General features: G+C 55.8%; 18 protein-coding genes. 10 read left to right on the plus strand and 8 right to left on the minus strand.

What is annotated here, in order from left to right:
* The first annotated feature begins 11 nt into the window (after positions 1-11).
* The 4 genes from WG31_RS03105 to WG31_RS03125 all read left to right on the plus strand — a co-directional run bounded on the left by WG31_RS03105 (position 12) and on the right by WG31_RS03125 (position 5,165).
* Positions 12-1,022 (plus strand): Hint domain-containing protein, encoded by a 1,011-nt coding sequence (locus WG31_RS03105; RefSeq protein ID WP_245191550.1) that lies wholly within the window; start codon positions 12-14, stop codon positions 1,020-1,022.
* Positions 1,023-1,415: 393 nt separating this feature from the next.
* Entirely contained in the window at positions 1,416-1,793 is a 378-nt protein-coding gene (locus tag WG31_RS03115; RefSeq protein ID WP_006117042.1) for a hypothetical protein, read from the plus strand.
* 41 nt (positions 1,794-1,834) lie between these two features.
* Complete coding sequence (locus WG31_RS03120; RefSeq protein ID WP_063353620.1) at positions 1,835-2,524, plus strand: invasion associated locus B family protein; 690 nt, start codon at positions 1,835-1,837, stop codon at positions 2,522-2,524.
* Between the two features lie 424 nt (positions 2,525-2,948).
* Positions 2,949-5,165 carry a TonB-dependent siderophore receptor gene (locus WG31_RS03125; protein WP_063353621.1) on the plus strand — a complete coding sequence of 739 codons (2,217 nt, stop codon included), beginning with the start codon at positions 2,949-2,951 and terminating at the stop codon, positions 5,163-5,165.
* An 85-nt stretch (positions 5,166-5,250) separates the two neighbouring features.
* Here WG31_RS03125 and WG31_RS03130 read toward each other — a convergent pair whose 3' ends face one another.
* The 5 genes from WG31_RS03130 to WG31_RS03150 all read right to left on the minus strand — a co-directional run bounded on the left by WG31_RS03130 (position 5,251) and on the right by WG31_RS03150 (position 9,569).
* A complete protein-coding gene (locus WG31_RS03130; protein WP_063353622.1) occupies positions 5,251-5,781 on the minus strand; it encodes a c-type cytochrome in 531 nt (176 codons plus the stop codon).
* Between the two features lie 4 nt (positions 5,782-5,785).
* Entirely contained in the window at positions 5,786-7,036 is a 1,251-nt protein-coding gene (locus WG31_RS03135) for an FAD-dependent oxidoreductase (RefSeq protein WP_063353623.1), read from the minus strand.
* A 90-nt stretch (positions 7,037-7,126) separates the two neighbouring features.
* The gene (locus WG31_RS03140; protein ID WP_063354852.1) at positions 7,127-7,444 is read right to left on the minus strand and encodes a hypothetical protein; all 318 of its coding nucleotides are present in this window, start codon (positions 7,442-7,444) and stop codon (positions 7,127-7,129) included.
* 143 nt (positions 7,445-7,587) lie between these two features.
* On the minus strand, positions 7,588-7,944 hold the full coding sequence (locus tag WG31_RS03145; RefSeq protein ID WP_238331330.1) for a hypothetical protein: 357 nt from the start codon (positions 7,942-7,944) through the stop codon (positions 7,588-7,590).
* Between the two features lie 173 nt (positions 7,945-8,117).
* Positions 8,118-9,569, minus strand: a complete 1,452-nt coding sequence (locus WG31_RS03150) for a Hint domain-containing protein (protein WP_063353625.1) — start codon at positions 9,567-9,569, stop codon at positions 8,118-8,120.
* Positions 9,570-9,812: 243 nt separating this feature from the next.
* Between WG31_RS03150 and WG31_RS03155 the strand changes: the two genes are divergently transcribed.
* Positions 9,813-10,469, plus strand: a complete 657-nt coding sequence (locus WG31_RS03155; RefSeq protein WP_063353626.1) for a LysE family translocator — start codon at positions 9,813-9,815, stop codon at positions 10,467-10,469.
* Positions 10,470-10,589: 120 nt separating this feature from the next.
* Positions 10,590-10,808: a hypothetical protein gene (locus WG31_RS03160; RefSeq protein ID WP_063353627.1), complete on the plus strand. Its 219-nt coding sequence runs from the start codon at positions 10,590-10,592 to the stop codon at positions 10,806-10,808.
* Positions 10,809-10,848: 40 nt separating this feature from the next.
* On the opposite strand, the gene WG31_RS03165 is transcribed toward WG31_RS03160, so the two are convergent.
* Together WG31_RS03165 and WG31_RS03170 are read right to left on the minus strand one after the other, a co-directional pair.
* Positions 10,849-12,843, minus strand: a complete 1,995-nt coding sequence (locus WG31_RS03165) for a Hint domain-containing protein (protein WP_063353628.1) — start codon at positions 12,841-12,843, stop codon at positions 10,849-10,851.
* Between the two features lie 217 nt (positions 12,844-13,060).
* Entirely contained in the window at positions 13,061-13,858 is a 798-nt protein-coding gene (locus tag WG31_RS03170) for a LexA family transcriptional regulator (RefSeq protein WP_006117056.1), read from the minus strand.
* Positions 13,859-14,015: 157 nt separating this feature from the next.
* Between WG31_RS03170 and WG31_RS03175 the strand changes: the two genes are divergently transcribed.
* The 4 genes from WG31_RS03175 to WG31_RS03190 are packed head-to-tail and all read left to right on the plus strand — an operon-like array spanning position 14,016 to position 16,780.
* A complete protein-coding gene (locus WG31_RS03175; RefSeq protein WP_063353629.1) occupies positions 14,016-14,684 on the plus strand; it encodes a hypothetical protein in 669 nt (222 codons plus the stop codon).
* Positions 14,684-15,520, plus strand: coding sequence for a winged helix-turn-helix domain-containing protein (locus WG31_RS03180; RefSeq protein ID WP_035354218.1), 837 nt, complete (start codon positions 14,684-14,686; stop codon positions 15,518-15,520). The genes WG31_RS03175 and WG31_RS03180 overlap by 1 nt, the downstream gene beginning before the upstream one ends.
* Positions 15,521-15,523: 3 nt before the next feature.
* A complete protein-coding gene (locus WG31_RS03185) occupies positions 15,524-16,198 on the plus strand; it encodes a hypothetical protein (protein WP_245191551.1) in 675 nt (224 codons plus the stop codon).
* 42 nt (positions 16,199-16,240) lie between these two features.
* Positions 16,241-16,780 carry a hypothetical protein gene (locus WG31_RS03190; protein WP_006117060.1) on the plus strand — a complete coding sequence of 180 codons (540 nt, stop codon included), beginning with the start codon at positions 16,241-16,243 and terminating at the stop codon, positions 16,778-16,780.
* A gap of 87 nt (positions 16,781-16,867) precedes the next feature.
* On the opposite strand, the gene WG31_RS03195 is transcribed toward WG31_RS03190, so the two are convergent.
* The gene (locus WG31_RS03195) at positions 16,868-18,631 is read right to left on the minus strand and encodes a Hint domain-containing protein (RefSeq protein ID WP_082823117.1); all 1,764 of its coding nucleotides are present in this window, start codon (positions 18,629-18,631) and stop codon (positions 16,868-16,870) included.
* Positions 18,632-18,823: the final 192 nt, after the last annotated feature.

Raw genomic sequence — 18,823 nt, forward strand, 5'->3', positions numbered from 1 at the left:
CAGAAATTTCAGTGAATGGAACAACGTGTAAGGTTGAAAATCTGGTTATTGGTGACCGGATCGATGTGCTTGTAAACGGTAAAACAGAGCAGAAAACGGTTTCATGGGTTGGTAAATCAACCTGCGTTGTAAAGCCTTTTCTTTCTGTAGATATGGCAGGATACCCGGTGCGCATTGTTAAGGACGCCATAGCAGACGGCGTGCCTTTTAAGGATATGCTGATCACCCCTGAACATTGCCTGTTTCTTAACGGCCGCTTTGTGCCTGCACGCATGCTCGTAAACGGTCAGTCCATCTTTTACGATCAATCTTTCACATCTTACGATTATTACCACGTTGAAACCGAAGATCATGCCGTTATCATCGCAGATGGTGTTTTGACGGAAAGCTATCTGGATACCGGAAACCTGCAGAGTTTCCGGCAGGATGGCGATGTGCTTTCCATAACCCGCAGCCGTCAGCTTACGTGGGATGATGCCGCAGCACCGCTTGATGTCTCCCGCGCTTTTGTTGAGCCAATATTTCAAAAGCTCAGCGCACGTGCGGCAGAAATGGGCTTGCCGCTGCACACACAAACACCAGTTCTAACAGAGGAAAGCGGTCTCTCTCTGTCATTGGGCAATGGTCGTGTTATCCATCCCCTGCGCACAGAAAAAAATTACGCCCTCTTTATGGTTCCCGCAGGTATTGAAACGGTTTACATCCGCTCCAACGCTAGCCGCCGGAATGAGGCAATAGGGCCATTTGTAGATGATCGCCGCCACCTTGGGGTTCTGGTTGGGGATGTCAGGATTTTCGAAGGGGCAACTTCGCGCACGATCACATCTTATCTGCATGATGAAAATCTGGACGGATGGAATAACGTAGAATTTTACCCCATGCGCTGGACGGATGGAAATGCCTGCCTCCCCCTCGGCCAGAGAGAGCCGGGAACAGGCGCACTTCTTGCCCTCCAGATTCTAGAAGCTGGCCCTTATGTTGTCAGGGCTGAAATGCCAGAAGAAACCGCTCTGCGGGCCTGATAACCTCACCCTGCTCCATATTTTGGGGCAGGGTTTTTTTTATAGATGATAACTCTGCGCCAATATGTGGTGTGTTTGCGCCGCGCGCGCATTTTGTAAAAGCCGTGTTGTTGCGGCCAAGTTATCCTGCACACTGTATGGGCATGATAGGCGATAGCTTAAAGCCGTGGGCCATCCAGCAGTTGCCCTGCTTGCGTAATTTGCGCGTTTACAACAGCAAAAAATATACACCTCAAACAACCGCAGGGCCGTGTAACGCCTAAGGTCTGCCGTGCATGCGCTCTGGTTGCATGCCTGCGCGCAGTATGGGAGGAGAGAATTAAGGCGTTACCAAAAGGATACCCCATGCCCCAGCCCAGCGGATATGACCCCGAAGAAAGTGCATAGAGAAGCATGAAAATACAGGGTTACAACTTTTTTTGCGATATGCCGGAAGATACGCGCTACCTGCGCCGCGCCCAGCCGGATGAGCGGTTTATTGAAGAAAACATGATCTTCATTTTGCCAGATCGGTTGCGCAAGTTTCGGCGTAATTTGTGGCATGTGCGGCGCAACCCCGGCCCGGTGCATATTTATGTACCATTGTTTAGAGTGGAAACCCTGCTGGAGAGTGACCCTCTGCCCCCAGAATACGGCCCCCCGCAGGATGTGTTTCCGTTTTACACCCACACCACCCGCAGGCGTGGCCGCGCGTTGGATTACTATGTGCTGTTTATCTTTAGGGATAAGGAATCCTACGTGCGGTGCAATGCTGCCTTGCCTGTGCCATAACGGCAGAGGGGCAGCTTAAATGAAACAACAGGAGTTTTAGCATGTCCCAGCAGCGTTTTTTTAAAGTGTATTTTGCGCGGGCGGGGCTTTTTGCCACGTGCGGCGTTCTGGCGGCGCTGCTATGTAGCCCAGCACAGGCGGCCAGCAAATCTCCTTCAGAAGATACAACATTACTGGATACGCTGCATGATAAAGGCCCCGTTGGCCCAACGCAGGCGGGTATAAGCCAAATAGACCGTAAAAGCGGGGTTATCCAACATTGGGGCTGGCAGTGCAATTTTAACAGCGCCACCAGCAAGCCGTTTTTATGCGGCGTGCAGCAGAATTTTCAGATAAACGATACCCAGCACCACGTCACCAGCATTATTGGCAGCATGCAAATTGCGCGTGCCGTGCCACCCAACAGCACTGCGCGGCTGTCTGATGCGCCATACAAAATTATTGTGCGGGTGCCGCTTGGCCTTTCGCTTAGCAAACATTCCTTTTTGGCGGTGGATAACGCGCCGCCCGTGCCGCTGGAATGGCAATATTGCGATACTAAGGGCTGCCTGGCGCTGGCCACCTTTACGCTGGAACTGATGGACGCCTTGCGCCGTGGCAAAGTGGGCCATCTGATGTTGTCTAAGCGTGATGCAGGTGTGCTGACCATAAACTTCCCGCTAGAGGGGTTGGCTCCGGCGTTGGATACAGCAGATGGCTGGGCCGGTAAGGATGGTGGGGTGTCTCCTTAACGCCACAGTTGCAAGTGCAATACGTTTTCATATGCAAATTTTAGAGAGCGGCCGCTCCCTATTCTCTCTGCGCGGCAAGGGGCCAGAACAGGCCCTTTGCAAGCCGTGCGGCGGGCCATGCCAAGGCCAATTTTTAGTTCCTGTTCAGCACTGTGCTACGGATGGTATGTGTTGCCAAACGGCTTGATTATTAAAAGATAGTTTATAAAACATCGGGCCGTATTTTCCGGTCTGATACAGCCCGGCCTGTGCCTGTTTTATGGGGCATGGCCTGCGCATGTCCTGCACCAAAAACATCCCGCAAAACGCTATATAACGGCAGAAAACCGCAAAAATCTGAGCCTCATTTAATTATTGCAAATGATTCGCAATGTTGTTAACTGCCCGGCCAATACACCAGCAAGAACCACGGGGTAAAACGGGTATGCACCACAACAGGATTATTTTTTGTGCGCTTCCCCTTACATTTTTCATAAGCGGTAAGGTTCTTGCAGCAACCCAGACACCCACATCCGGGCAGTCTCAGCGGGTTGGGGCAACGGCAGCAAAACACGGCAAGGCCGCCAACAAGGGGCCTGCATCCGCCGTGCATGTTGAAGGGGTGGAAGTGCGCGCGCGCAGGGCGTCCACCATTGCGTCTTCCGCCACCAAATCCAACACACCGCTTATTGAAACAGCGCAGTCTGTTACAGTCATTACGCGGGATGAAATGGATGTGCGCGGTGTGCTCAGCCTTAATCAGGCCATCCGTTATGCGGCGGGCATTACGTCTGATTTGCGTGGCGGTGGCGTAGGCACGCGGTATGATCAGTTCATGCTGCGCGGCTTTACCGTGCCCACCTTTTTAGATGGGCTGAAGGTGCAGGCTAGCCCCACCGGGTACGCCACGCCGCAAACAGATACATCCCGCCTTGATAGGGTGGAAGTGTTAAAAGGCCCAGCCTCTGCCCTGTATGGGCAATCCAGCCCCGGTGGGCTTGTAGCGCTTTCCAGCAAACTGCCGATAGACAAACAGTTTTACGGAGATATCACCACCACCGGCGGCAGTTTTGATCTGTACCGGGTGGATGCAGATGTTGGCGGTTACGCCACCAAGGATGGTTCCGTGCAGTATCGGCTGTATGGCACGGTTAATGGCCAGCACAGCCAGCTTGCACGCACGGGCAGCCGCCGTTTTTCCATAAGCCCGGCCTTTACCTTTGGCGCACACGGCCCCACCACGCTTACCCTGCTGGGCAATTATCAGTATGATCCCGAAAACGGCACTTATGGCGGCGTGCCGCTTGTGGGCTCTCTCAAACGTGCATCATACGGTTACCTACCGCGCAACTTTTATGATGGTGACGTGCCGTTTGAAAAATTCAACCGCAGGCAGGGCGGCATTACCTATATTCTAAACCACAAGTTTAATGATGATTGGAGCTTTAGCACCCGCGGCCGGTATGATGATATTAAAACCATCTACCGCAGCGTGTATGATAGCGGCTATTACGATACAGACCCCACAATGCTTGCCCGTTCTGCCTTTGGCACCAACGAGCACACGCATAATCTGGCGTTTGATAGCCAGTTTAAGGGCCACGTGCGCACCGGGCCAGTGACGCATGATATGATGTTCGGGTTTGATTATATGCAGCAAAGCGCCACAGAGGTAGGCTATTATGCCGCTGCGCCCTCTTTGGATGTGCTGCACCCCAATTACCATATGACCATGCCAGACATGGGCAGCCCGTATATGAACTACCGCACGGATTCACACCAGATTGGCATGTATGCGCAGGATGAACTGCGCTGGAAAAACCTGATTGTAACAGGAAGTTTGCGGAATGACTGGTACCGTTCCCACCAGATGAACTATATCAGCCATACCGGCACAAGTGAAAGCCCGCGCCAGATTACGTGGCGTGCTTCTGGCCTGTATCACTTTGATTTCGGGCTTGCGCCATATATCAGCTATTCCACATCCTTTCAGCCGCAATCTGGCATTGTGTCTAACAATGGGGGGCAGAGCTTCCGGCAGGCAGATCCTTCCTTGGGCAAGCAGCTTGAAGGTGGGGTGAAGTATCAGTTCCCCGGTACATCCGTGCTGCTAACAGCCGCTGGCTTCCATATCGAGCAAACCAACGTGCTGGTATCTGTGGGGAATCTGGGCTACAATACGCAAAGTGGCAAGGTGCATTCAGATGGTTTTGAATTTGAAGCCCACGCCGAACCCTACAAAAACCTGATGATTACTGCCGCAGTGAGCGTGCAGAAAATTAAGGATGATTCCACCGGCAAGCCGCTTATGCAGTCTGGCAAAGGCAATGCCTCTTTGTTTGCCTATTACACCATGCCCAAAGGTGTGATGAAGGGTTTTGGCTTTGGCGGCGGCCTGCGTTATTCCGCCCCACGTTATGGGGGCGAGGCCTCTTACGGCAGCGTGCATGTGCCGCAATATACGGTGTTTGATGGCTCCATTGGGTATGATCTGTCTAACCTTTCTCCCTCTCTGCGTGGGTGGAATGTGGCGGCCAGCGTGCGCAACCTGTTTGATAAAAAGTATCTCGGCAACTGCATGGCCTATGCCTCTTACGGGCAGGAATGGTGCTATTATGGAGAGCGCCGGAACGCCCAAGGCAGCATTGGCTTTAAGTGGTAAGCCATCTGTTTTGTAAAACAGGCCAAACGGCCAGCAATATTTAAAAAACCCCGCCCACCATAAAACAGTGGGCGGGGTATTTTTTTTACCGTGCGCGCGGGGCCTTGCCCGGTTGCGCTGCTTTTACCGGAGGCAGCGCCGAGGCAGCGGGAAACACCATTTGCGCCAAGCGGTTTTCATCCGTCGGTAGGGGTGTGTGCCCTGGTTCCACACCGTTTTCGCGCAGTAGAAACGCCAGAACATCTATGTTGTCCTGCGGGGGCAGGGTGCCCGGCGCCATAAGCGGCATGGCGTGGGTGATGTAGGCGTACAGCTTGTTGAGCGATGTATTGGCCCAGCGCGCCACAAACAGCCCGCGCAAAGGCGGCATATCATGCGCGCCCTCCAGCGCTGCACCGTGGCACATGGCGCAGGTGCCTGCGTAAATTTGCGCCCCGTGGTCTGCCTGTTCTGCCGTAAAACTTGGCGCGGTAAGGGCAGGGGGTGCTGCCGGTGCATGGCGTGGGGCGGCCTGTGCAACATGCGCTGTGGCCACAAGCCCGGTTGCGGCCAACAGAGCGGCGCAAAATCCTTTAGCCGTTTGGCCCTGTTTTGCAAAAATGCGGTGCTGTGCCATGCCGTTATCCTCTGCGGGGCCGAAAGCGGGAGAACAGATCTTCAAACACAGCCACGGCCTGTTCGGCCTCTGCGCGGTTGGGCTGTTCCATACTGTTGCCCACGCCTTCCAGCTCTCCCAACCCGGAAAGGTTGACACCCTGCACCATCAGCCCATCGGATTTGGAAAGCATGGCCGCGCCCTTGTAGCGCACGCCATAATTGGCGGCGGGTTGTGGCGGTAGCCACGCCGTTTGCCCGCGTACGGGAATAAGAGATTTATCGCCCCACAAATCTCGCGCTGCATAGCCGGTGCAGTTAAACACCACACGTTCTGGCAGATCTGCCACCTCGGATGGACTGTGGAACTCGCGTATCTCAATACGCCCGCCTGCCTGATAAAAATCAGACAACAAAGCGTGGCCAAACGCACCAAAATTGTAAATCATAATGGGCTTGCGCCGCGCATACGCAACGGGGAAGGGGTTGTCCGCCCCGGCCAGAAGCTCTGCTGCGGGAATAATATCCTTTATTCTCTCAGCATATTTGGCAAATTCGGCCTCGCTCTGCGGCACGCCGGTAGAGGCATAGGAGCCTTTGCTGATATCGGGCGTGGGCTCGGTATGGTCGGCCTCATCCGGTGGGGTGTCGGATAGGAGGTAATTGTCTCTAAAATCCACCGGGTTGCCGGGCAGGCCCAGATATTCCCGATACGTTTGCCAAGAATACCGCGCCATGCGCTCCCACGTGGCGGCAAAATCTGGCGTGGCAGCGGTTATCAGCGCAATGCGTGAATCCGGCGTCCAACTGCCATTGGCCCGCACAGAGCGCGTATGGGGCAGCATATCCCGCGCATAAATGGTAACATCCATGCCCGCGCGCTGGGCGGTTATGGCGGTGGTAAGGCCAATAATGCCGCAGCCAATTACGGCCACGCGTTTTTCCATAAGGGGGGCGGCGCGTTCCACCGCCATAGCGGCAGACCCCCATGAAAGAGACCACCCGCTGCCGCCATGCCCGTAATTGTGCACCACAATTTTATCTGCCACCGGCTCTATTTCCAGCCGTGGGCCAGCGGGGCGGAAGGGGCGCAGGCACACCTTAATGTCCATTATCTGGTCTGCATGCACGCGGGCGGGCGTTAGGGCGGGTACGGTGCCGGGCGGCGCTGTGCGGCCCATAGCCTGTGCGGCCTCTGGCACGCTGGCCCAGCTTTTGCGCCCGGCGGCTAATGCACCGGCAGCCAGAGAAGCGGCAAAAAGGTTTCTGCGTTTCAAAAGGGGCGTCCTTTATACGGTTTCTGTTTTGTCGCGCAGCATGGCGAGGGGGCAACATAGCAGGGCGGGGGTGTTTCCAAAACCCACATATCAGCCAGCGCGGGTAAGCTCGGCCGCCAGCTCGGTCAGGGTTTGGGGGTCATCATGCGCAATGTCATCGGCCAGCGCGCGCAGGGTGGGGGCGCAGTCCAGCACTGTTAGCGGGCCTTGGGTAAAGTAAAGCTGGGCCACAAGCGGGGTAATCTGCTGGGCGCAGTTTTGTAAAACTGTCACAATCTGGCGCACGGTGGCGGTATCCTGCGCAAGCTGGCGGGCCATATAGGCGCTGGTGCCGGGTAGGGGCGGCCATTCCTGCGTGTTGGGCAAAGGCCGCTTGCGGGGGGCTGCATGTGTTGGTGATGTTGGCATGGTGGCGGGGCTTTCCTGCAAGGTGGGTTTCTTGCAGGGTTAGGCAGGACTATGAGAGCAGGAAAGCGCGCCGCACCCGGCTGTACCCATTGTGCTGCGTAGCCCCCCAAAGGCTGCCACATGGGCGCAACAGGTCTGGCAGATCAGTTCTTTTTAGGGGCGGTGCTTTGCTTTAATTCCTGTATAACGGCATACCGCATCATGCTTTTTTCATAATTTTTGCGCAAAAGAAAAGCGCCAGCCGCAATGCTGCCAATAGCGGCCACAGTAAGATACATGGAAACAATAAGCGAGAATTGGGCAACAGAAACCTGATGCTGCAAAAATGCCGCTGGCAGCAACATGGTTAAATGGAAAAGAGGGGAGGCCATGCTTTTGAGCAGATAAAGGCACAACACGCCTTCCACCACAAAAGTGGCATATAGAAAGCGGCGCAAATGCACGGGCATTTTTTGCCATTCTTCCGATGGAGTGTTCTGAAGTTTTAAAAGAGACGTCATGCGCTGAAACATAGCCGATGCCTTTTGCTAGAGCGTGTTGCACTCATTTTTGCATATCATATGCCAATTAAGGCAATAGCATGGCCATGTTGCTGCAAAAGGGCCAATGCATTTTTGCACTGGCCCAAATGGTGCTTTAAAAACACCAAAATATGTAAGCGGTTTTTGGTAGATCAGGCAGTTTTGGCAGCACTGTGCTGCACAGCATCTGCCAGCAGGTAAGGCCCGGCGGCCCGCACTTTAAGGGAAAGCATGCAAATGGCCCCTTGTGTTTGCTGCGTGGTCAGGGGCAGTTCGGCATTGCCGTTTGTCCATGCGCAATCTGTCCAATCTGTAGCGTGCCAGCCTTTGGGCTTTTCGGGCTGCAAATGGGCCGTTACAGCCTGCTGCTTGGTGGCGGATAAAAGGGTAATTTCCGCCACAGCCACGCCAAGGTTGCGCCTATCATCTACAAAAGGCCCAATTACATCTGCCGGGCGGCTAGCGCGGGAAACCACGCGCACGCCCTGCGTGTTGGCGGGCAGGATAAAGTTGTAAGTGTTGTTCTTGCAGTTTGCAGGCCAGATGGTGGCGCCTGTGTTGGTGATAAGGTGCAAATCCGGGTTATGCACGGTTGCTGGCGCGGCTGCGGCGGCCCCCTGCGGGTAACGTGCGGTAATCTGGCGGAACACGGTTTCCACCTGCTCTCTTTCCACACAAAGCGGGGCGGCGGCATCTGCCTGCCAGCTTTTGGCGGCCCCACCAATCTGGATAACATTGCCTTTTGCGGTAAAGCTGCGGCGGTTGCCTGTATCCAGATAGCTTTCTGTCAGCATACCATCGGCCATAATAACCGCGTGGTTTGGGGTTTCAATGTGGTAGTAATTATAAGAGGTGATGGATTTATCGTAAAAGATGGAAACACCGTTTACCAGCATACGTGCGGGAATAAACGCGCCGTTAAAGAACAGGCAGTGTTCAGCCGTTATCAGCATATCCTTAAAGGGCACGCCATCGGCAATGGCATTTTTAACAATGCGCACGGGGTAGCCTGCCAGATCATCCGGCAAGGTGGGGTTAACCGTGCAATGCGCCATACCCGCCCAGCTAAGCGTGCCAGCAGAGGCCACGCCATCTGCATATGTCTGCACTTCATCCCCAACAAGCAGATCCTGCACAGCCACCGCGCCATTGGGGGTGGCAATCAGGCTGTCTGCCAGAAAGCAAACGGTAATGGCGCCGTTGTTATAGGAGGTGGCAATCACATCTAGGCTATCACTTGGCACAGTATTGTTGGGGAAACCGCCGGTAAGTTCAAAAACATCACCCGCTATTGTAACGGTGCCCAGTTGCTGGCCGCTCTTGTTTACAAGAGTAATAATGGTTGTTTTTTTGTTATCTGTATTATAGCTGACACTACTCTTGCTGATAGAAACATTATCTGCAGTGCCAAACGTAAGAACGTTGCTAATACCGCCCCCAAAATTTCCGGTAATTGTAAGAGCCAGCGGGTTGGAGGCAGAAAGGTTCTGCAAATCCAGATTGCCGCTTGTGCCGGTAAAATCAACGGTGCTGTTGAGTGCGTTGGATGTGGCATCAAATGTAACGGTCTGGTTACTGCCAACGGTGATTGTGGACGTTGCCATAACGAGGACTTTCTTAAAAATGATCAAGTTTGGAATTACTTAATATACAAAAGTTAGATTATGAACCGCAAATGCACAAGGTTAAAAATGTTTAAACCACGTTAAAGTGGTGGAACTTTTAAGCGTATTCTCTAACGCGGCTGTGCTGTGCCGTTTCTGGCCCTGTGGCAGAGAGTGTGTAACAGTGGCTTAATCTTTCTTATTATTAGTGGCTTAATCTTTCTTATTATTAAGGACTGTAGCATGAGCTGGCATAATTGGGGTGTGTTTTGCGGCATAGTGTTCTTTTTGTGCGCAATTCCCGGCCCCAACATGCTGCATGTGCTGGCCAGCGTGGCGAGGGTGGGCATGGCGCGTGGGCTGGCCACCATGCTGGGGTGTTTAAGCGCGGTTGTGCTGGTGCTTGTGGCTTCTGCCGCCGGGTTGGGGGCAGCGCTTGCGGCCTCTCCTCATCTGTTTGGCGTGCTGCGTGTGTGCGGGGCGGTGTATCTGTTTTGGCTGGGCATACAGGCATGGCAAGAGGGCGGGCGCGTGCCACCTTCTGCGCCCGTTGCTGCGCCCAACACGCCCGCCGCGCAGGCAGAAAGCCCGCAACATGGCAGCGCATGGGGGCGCTGGCGCAAGGGGTTTTGGGTGGGGCTTAGCAACCCCAAGCTGTTGCTGTTTGCGGCGGCGTTTTTTCCGCAGTTTATTGCCCCCCATGCCCCGCAGCTTCCGCAATTTGTGGTGCTGATAACCACCTTTGCGCTGCTGGAAATGCTGTGGTACGGCGTGTATGCCGTGGGCGGTTACACACTGGCCCAACAGTTGCAGCGCCCCGCCATCCGCCGGGTGTTTAACCGTATAACAGGCTGCGTGTTTATGGGCTTTGGGGCCGTGCTTTTGCGTGGGCGCGCATAAGGCGGCAAAAGGGCAGCCATTCGCGGTGTATATTGTGCTTAACTGCCCAGTTGATTACGATACGCAATAACACACCATAAGCCCCGGCCTTTTGCGCGGCCCAGATAGGATACGCACCAGATGTCTCAGCCCAAAAAAGGATGGCCCAGAAACTGGCCTCTGGCCGTGCTGTGCTGTTGCGTTATTCTTACGCTTTCCATTGCTGCCTTTAGCATGGGCGTGGCTTTGGTGCTGGAAAACAGCGTGGCGGGGCCGCTGTGGTTGTTTATTTCCGCCATTACCTACTACATTGCCGATCAATCCATAGAATGGAAGAACAGGCCCGGCGGCGGAAACTAAAACCCCCGCACGTTAGGCAACATGCGGGGGCAAAGTGGTGTTAGCCGTTGGCGGCCACTGGCAGCGTAAATGCTGCGGGCGTGGCCAGATAAGGGCCAGCTTGCAGCACTTCCACCGTAAGCAGCGCGGGGCCGCGTGCCGTGGTGGCGCTTAATGGCAGAAGGGCGTTGCCATCTGTCCACCGCGTGGTGGGCTGGGGCATATCCTGCCAGCCATAGGCGCCATCTGCGTAGGCCAGATGGGTGGTTATTTCTGTGGCCGTGCCAGCAGAAAGCACCGTTACGCGGCCCAGCAGCACGCCCAGCATGCGGCGCTTATCTACAAACGGGCCTTCTACATCACACGGGCGAGATGCGCGTGAAACAAGGCGCACCTCCTCCACCCCCGCAGGCAGCATAAAGGAGATATTGCGCCCCGTTGCCCGCAAAGGCCGAATAACTGTGCCCGCTGCCGTAACAAGGTGCAGCCCGTGGCTGTGGGTTATTTCTGGCTTGGCGCAAACAGCCATATGGCCCGCAACATCTGGCGCACGCGCGGCCAGCACACGCCATATGGGTTCCACCACATGGCGCGCCGTGCCCAGCGGTACCGCCGCGTGTTCTGCCCAGCTTTTGGCCTTGGCCCCAATGGTGACAACATTGCCATCGGATACAAAATTGCGGCGGTTGCCGGTATCCAGATAGCTTTCTGTCAGCATTCCGTTGGCCATGATAATGCTGTGTTCGGCTGTTTCTACATGGTAATAGGTGTAATCGGTTATGGAGCGATCAAAAAAGATGCTGCTGCCATTTACCAACATACGTGCGGGTACCAGCATGCCATTGGCAAAAATGCCGTGTTCCGCCGTAACCAGCAGATCCTGATACGGCACCCCCGGCGCAATGGCATCGGCCAGAATACGCACAGGGTAGCCTGCCATATCATCGGGCAGGGCGGGGTTTATGGTGGCCTGCGCCATGCCAGCCCATACCACCGGGCGCACATGGGTTACGCCGTTTACAAAAGTAAGAACCTCATCACCTCGGCGGATGTTTTCCACCGCCACCACACCGTTGGGCGTGGCAATCATGCTGCCTGCCAAAAAGCAGATCACGCCTTGCCCGCTATCAATGGTGACAGTCTGGGTTTTATCCCCCGTGGGCGCATCCGTGTAGGAACTGTCATACGTAACACTTTTAACCTGAATGGGCGTGCCGCTTGCGGTGGCGAGTGCAACATTATTGGCGGAAAGTGTGGCGGTGGTTACCTTTGTGCCATCCACGCCAAGCCTGTCACCGTTTTTCAGGTTTTCTATGTTCACCTTGTTGGCGCCGTATTGCAGGTTGGGCAGCACAAGCGTGTTGTTGCCAGTGCCAAATACAACGGTGGAGCCATCTGCCGGATAGGCAGAAGTGCTTAGCGTGGCGGTGGCGCCATCATTCAGCGTGAGTACGGTTGTGCTGGCAAGAGAGCTGGAATCCGTAAAGCTGGAGCCGGTAACATGAATGGGGCCAGATAAATCGGTGGAATTGCTGGCTGTGCTGACAACAGAACCACCCGTAATATTGAGTGTGCCTTTACCGCTGCCCTGATTGACATTCCCCAATACAATATTGGATTTATCAATATTAAGCGTGCCCCCCTGTTGCAAGGCAAAGTTAAGGGCTGGGTTGGTCCAGTTCTGTGTCACACCTTCAAACGTGGCTGTGCCGCCGTTATCTATTTGCAGGCCGCCATTGATATTCAACGTGCGGGAAATGGTGGCCTGGCCGCCATTTTCTACGACCAGCTTGCTGAATGTCAGTTGGGAATCACTGCTTGGCATAACCAGCGTGCCTTGCACGTCCAGCGTAAGATACCCCAGAGAACTTACAGTAGATGGAATGGTAACCGTAGCGCCAGCCGGAATGGTAATGGCGCCGCTGGTTTGGTTATTTGGCGCATGCGTGGCGGGTTCGCCGTCGTATTGCCAGTTGCTGGCATCGGTCCACACCCCACCAGAAGCAGGGCCAGCCCACGTGTAGTTTGAACCAGAAGTCCAATCGGGTGTTGTCATAGATTTGTATAGTCCTGCATGAATACAGTAAAGAAACCCACTTAGTACACTTTAGTACTTGGTGTTTTTGTTTTCTTTAAGGCATTGTTAGCTCGCTTTTAACGCTCTTGATAAGGCGTATTTACCCAGCCGCAAACAGGACCGCAAGGGTCTTGTTAAAGAAAAAGTGAACTTTTAACGGGATTTTAAGGATTTTGTTGTAAAAAAGTCACATTATTTATACGCAGTGCGCATACCATACAACGCGGCCCAATATCTGCACCCGGCTGGCGGGCAGTGTGCAGGCAGAAAACCGCTTGTTCTCACAGCTTATCTGCACCAAGGGGCGGCCTTGGGGGTCAAACGTGCGTTCTGCCCAGCGGCACACCACGTTTTCCCCATCAAACAGCACAAAAAGCCCCGGTTCGGCCATGGTGGTGCGCCGTGTGTCCATCAGCACCGTATCACCATCGCGCAGCAGGGGTTCCATGGCTTGGCCCTCTACGCTTAAGGCGCGCAAGTTTTCTGCGCGGGCGTTCAGGCGTTGGGTTATCAGGCTTTCTTCAAAATATTTGGGGCTGCCCAGCATCTGCGCTTCATCATACCGGCCAGAGGCTGTGCCGCGCTGCGCCAAAAACGGCACCACAACATAGCCCGGCGGCGCGGGGGCTGGCGGCGGGGCAGAAAGGGGGGGGGGCGCCATACGCGTTGCAGATGCACAAGAATGGTGCAACCGCCCGCGCGTGGGGGCTGTGGCAGGTGTAAACGGTGGGGGCAAATACGGGGTGCGGCGTTCACGCAGCATCAGCCCCGGCTGGGTGTGATCCACCCCCGGAAAAAGCAGATCCCGCGCGGTGCAGCCCAACACTGCGGCAATGCATTCCAGCTTTTCCCCACCCGGATTACGAGATTTCCCCTTAAGAATATCGCGCACATAGGTATCGCCCACCCCCGCCTTGCGGGCCAGTGCCTTTTGGGAAAGCCCAAGCAGGGCCATCCGGCGTTCCAGTTCATCTGCCACAGGTGATCTTGTCATTGCCTGCGCACTATTCCATGCCGGGGGCGCGGGCGCAAAAGGGGATATATCACAATTTTTGGGTTGACGCTGCGGGAGTGGTCACCATAGCGTCCGGGGCAGGCCATGTTTTGGTGGTGTAAATGGCCAGCCACCCCGCAACCACGGATACCCCATTATGCCTGCTTCCGGTTCCAATGTGTTTGGGATTTTACCAAATAGTATTTCAAATCATAATGTTTTGCAGTTTCCTAACTTACTGTGCGCACCCAAAAAGGGTGGGGTTATGCCCCCCAATGCGCCCGTGCTGCACCCGGCTGCACAAAAGGGGGACACCCCGGCCCTTAAGGGAAAAAAAGACCACGGGAAAAACGTTTCCAAGGCGTTAAGATGGTGTGACACATCACAACACCGTGCCGAATCCACACCGGCGCTGGTGCTGCCCGCACAAGGCGGGGTAAACGCACAGGCCTGCCAGCAGGCGCAGCGGCCCGGCACATCTGCGCAGGTGGTGGCCAACATGGTGGGGCTACGGCGCAAGGGCTATTCCTTCCGGCGGATCGGGCGGGAGGTCGGCCGCTGCATGGAGGGCGTGCGGCAAGTGCTGATGCGGTATGAAGATGCCCTAACAGCCCAAGCCCCCGCCCATGCGCCCCAACCCAAAGGCTATGCTGAACTGGTAAGAGACCCTGAGCCCCTGCCCGCAGGCCACCCCATTGCCATGCGCGGGTTATGGAAAGGGCTGGAACGCTGGCAGCCCACGCAGGCGCACGCCACCCCCACCACATGGCAGCAGGATGAGGCCGCATTGGCCCAAGCCCTGTTGTGGAACGGAGGCGCCGCCTAATGCCACGTTCCGCTGCTTCATCCCCCGCCACACCTGCCGCCACACCCGCCAGCACGCGGCGCAGATGGTCCAAGTTTTGGTGGCAGGATCATGAGCGAGATCCGGCTTTGCGTTTGTGCTCCTTGGCGGCGCAAGGGCTGTGGATGCGCCTGTTGTGCCTGATGCACGAGGCCGAGCCTTACGGGCATTTATGCGTTAACGGCAAACCCCTGCACCCGCGCCAGATTGCCCAGATGGTGGGCGTAAGCCCCCAGCAGGTGCGGCGCTATATGGCAGAGCTGCAAGATGCGGGCGTGTATGCCACCACGGCGGAGGGCGTGCCGTATTCTCGCCGTTTGGTGAGAGACCGCGCCGCATCCGATGCCGGGGCCGCATGGGGCCGCACAGGTGGCAACCCGCAGCTTAAGGCCGAGCCTTCATTATCGGGGGCAGAGCAGGGGATAACGCCTGCGCCCCGTGCTGCGGTTATGCTCCAAGAAGCAGAGGCAGAAACAGAGGCAGAAGCAGAACATCCCCTCACAAAGTTCGGGCCGGATACGGATGCGCGCACGCATCTGTTCAAATCTGGTCTGGATTTTTTGAAAAAAGCCACCGGCAGGCCGGATCGATCCGCCCGTGCCATTCTGGGCCGCTGGCTCAAACTTGCGGGGGATGATGCCGCCGTGGTGCTGAACGTGCTGGCCGAATGCGCCACGTTCAACCCCGCCGAACCCGTGGCGTGGATAGATGCCACCCTACGCACCCAGTTGCAGATGCGCCCCGCCCCAGAACCCACCAGCCCGCACGCGCGCCGCATGGCCGCGTGGGATGGCGTGCCGGATATGGAGGGCGTGTAAAACATGCCGCAGCTTTACAAGGCGCAGGCAGCGGGCGCGGCATTTGCACGGGGCGCGCCCACACAAAACCCTGCAACGCAACAGGCGCAAGCCCCGCGTAATACGGCAACACGCCCCCTACAGGGCAACGCATCTTGCGGCCCGATCTTGCGTGCAGAAAATGCCAAGGGCGTGCCACAGCCAAAGGGCGCAGGTGCAATAACGCCCACTCCCCTTGCTGGTGGTTACACCCCCGCGCCGCCCGATGTGCAGGCGCTGTTTGCCGCAAGGCGAGAGGGTGTGGCGTTAACTGCGCAAGATATGCCGCCGGATGTTGTGGCGCATGTGCAGGCGTGCTGGCAGCGTGTGCAGGTGGCCATGCAGCCCGTAAGCCAACCTGTTGTGGCGGCGTGGCTGAAAAAGCTGGGGCAGCTTGTTTCCAACCCACCGGGGGCGGCGGATGCGGCGGCACAGTGCCGCGCCATTTATGAAGTGTGCGCAGATATTCCCGCCGGGGCGTGGTGCCCGCAGGCGCGTTTGGCATGGGCGCGGCAACCGGCCCGCAACGGTTACCCGGTGGGGGCGCGTTGGCCTGCTCCGGCAGAATTGCGCGCTGTGCTGCTGCCTTTTGCAAACACCATCTGGCGCGATGCCCACGGCTGCAAGGCCCTGCTGGGGCGGCCCACACGCACGCCATAACCCAATAACGCTTTGTAAATACCGCAAAAATACGGAACACACATGAAAAATCAGGCCACAGCCTTACCCAACACATCTGCCCCCGCTGGCCTTGTGGCGCAGGCTGCCCTTAACAGGCCGCGCCGCACGGTGCAGGGGCTGTTGCAGGCAGGGGATATTACGCAAGAAGCCGCCGATGCCGCAGAGCGGTGGTGCCGCAACTATGTGTTTGGCTATTTTGATTATCTGGAACACACAGGCCCCGCCCCACAAGGGCAAACCGTGCGGCATGATGCCGTATCCTGGCAGATGGTGCGCGCACAGGCTATGGGGCGCATTACGGCGGTGCGCGATGCGCTGGGCCTGTGTGCGCACCAGCGTTTACGCATGATGTTGGTGGATGATCTTTCCTTCCGCGCTATGGGGGAGGCGTTGTTTCCCGCAATTTCCAGCAGTTCTGCGCAGCGCAAGATAGCGGCGCAATGTGCTTTGGTGCTGGAGCAGCTTGCCGCGCTGGAGGTAACGCTGCGCCGTGCAGAGCAGGCCAAAAAGGCCAGCAGACGCAAAAAGGCTGATGTAGAAAAGAAAGTTGTGCAGCCGTAACGTGCAGAAATGCACCCACGCAAAAAGGAGCCGATGCCCACGCACCGGCCCATTTTTTGCAAAGCGTATGCAGTGCTGTGCGGTTTTTTACGCTAGCGCGGTTTTGGTCTGTGCGTTATGCGCGGCCACAGTGTAAGCGCCTGTTGCCAAAACCTGCACATGCAACTGGCAAAGCCCCTGCAATGTAGCAGGCAGAGGCAGCTTGGCGTGGCCGTTTGTCCAACGTGCCTGCCCAGATACTTCTACCGCGTGCCAGCCTTCCAGCATATCGGTTGTAAGATGCGCCGTTACAGGCTGGCGCGTGCCAGCAGATGTGATGCTGATATGCCCAACAGCCACACCCAACATGCGCCGATCATCTACAAACGGGCCTTCTGCATCGCACGGGCGGAATGTGCGTGATACCAGAGAGACGCTTTGTGCCCCCTGTGCGGAAAGCATAAAGGTGTACATGCCGTTTTCATGCCGCAGCGGGTGTACCGTATGGCCTTGTGCGGTGACCAGATGCAGGTTGGGCTGTGCAGATTTTTCTGTGCTTTGTGCCGCGGTGTTTGCATAAAGCGTGCTGCCACGTTCGGCCAGAGTGCGAAACAGCGGTTCTACAAATGTGCGGCTGGTTTCCAGCTTTGCGGCGGCATCCTGCGCCCAGCTTTTTACTGCGCCGCCAATGCGCGCCACGGGGCCTGCCTGCGTAAAGCTGCTGCGGTTGCCTGTATCCAGATAGCTTTCTGTTAGCATACCGTTGGCCATGATAATGGCGTGGCCTTCGGTTTCGATATGGTAGTAATCGTAACTGGCAAAGCTTGTGTCATACGCAATGGATGTGCCGTTTACCAGCATGCGCGCAGGCACAAACTGGCCTTGCAGATACAGGCAATGTTCTGGCGTAATCAGCAGATCTGCTTCGGGCACACCGGCGGCAATGGCGTTGGCGCGCACGCGCACGGGGTAGCCTGCCAGATCATCCGCCGCAGCGGGGTTGGTGCGGGCCTGCGCCTTGCCTGCCCATGTAATGCGGCGCGCAACGGGCTGGCCATCTGCTGTAAATGCAAGAACTTCCTGCCCCACAACAAGGTTTTCTACTGCAACATCACCGTTGGGGGTGCGGATCATGCTGCCGGGCAAAAAGCAAACCAGAACGCCCGTTGTATCGGTGCTGTTTTGTGCCGTGGCGCTAAGGTAAAGGTTGCCCCCGCTGGTGGCCTGGTAAAGCGTTTTGGTGGCGGGGGTGTAATCTCCATTCACAACAACGGTAATGCCGGTGTTGGTGGTAATGGTTGTGTTGGTGCCATTATATGTGGCGTTTGTAACGTAACCAGCACCGGGAACTTCGATAGTGGCCCCTGCGTTGCTGAAACCATCAATGTTGGTGAATGTTAGAATTTCTACGCCACTTGCGGGTGTAACCACCAGCGTGCCGCCACCACTGCCAAATGTAATACCTGCACCGCTGAGTGCGGAAATTTCGGATTGCTGCACAACGCCCAGATTAAGGGTGCCGCCGTTTTCGATATTGTATGTTGTGCCGGTAAGCGCGGTAATAACATTGGCGCCGGTAAGGGAAATGGTGCCGCCATCTGCTGTAAAGGTGGAACCCGTAAGCAGGCCGAGCACGGTAGAGCCAACATTAACGGTAACGTTTGCGCCATCTTCTGCCGTAACGCTGTAGGGGTTAATGGCGCCAATAATTGTAGGTGCAAAGCTAAGCGTAGCTGTAACATTGCTACCTTCAAATGTAGCGTCCGCTCCGCCGAGAGATGCAACACCCAAAACCCACAGCGCAGGAAAGAGTGTGTAACTGCCGCTTTTGGTGACAGTGTTGCCATAACCATAAAGACTGGACATCGGCATGTTCCTAAATGATGTACTGGAAATAAAGAATATTTCTGATTCTTGCATGTATAATATAGGCAAACGCAGATGAGGCGTTACGGATATTTATTTTCATAAATAAGAAACTTTTAGAAAAAGTGTTTAAATACTAACAACATTCATAAAATTAAAATTAATACATAATTCAAAATGAACTGTTTTTGGTACGGA

It is taken from the genome of Acetobacter oryzifermentans, from assembly GCF_001628715.1.
In the GTDB taxonomy this organism is placed as follows: Bacteria; Pseudomonadota; Alphaproteobacteria; order Acetobacterales; family Acetobacteraceae; genus Acetobacter; species Acetobacter oryzifermentans.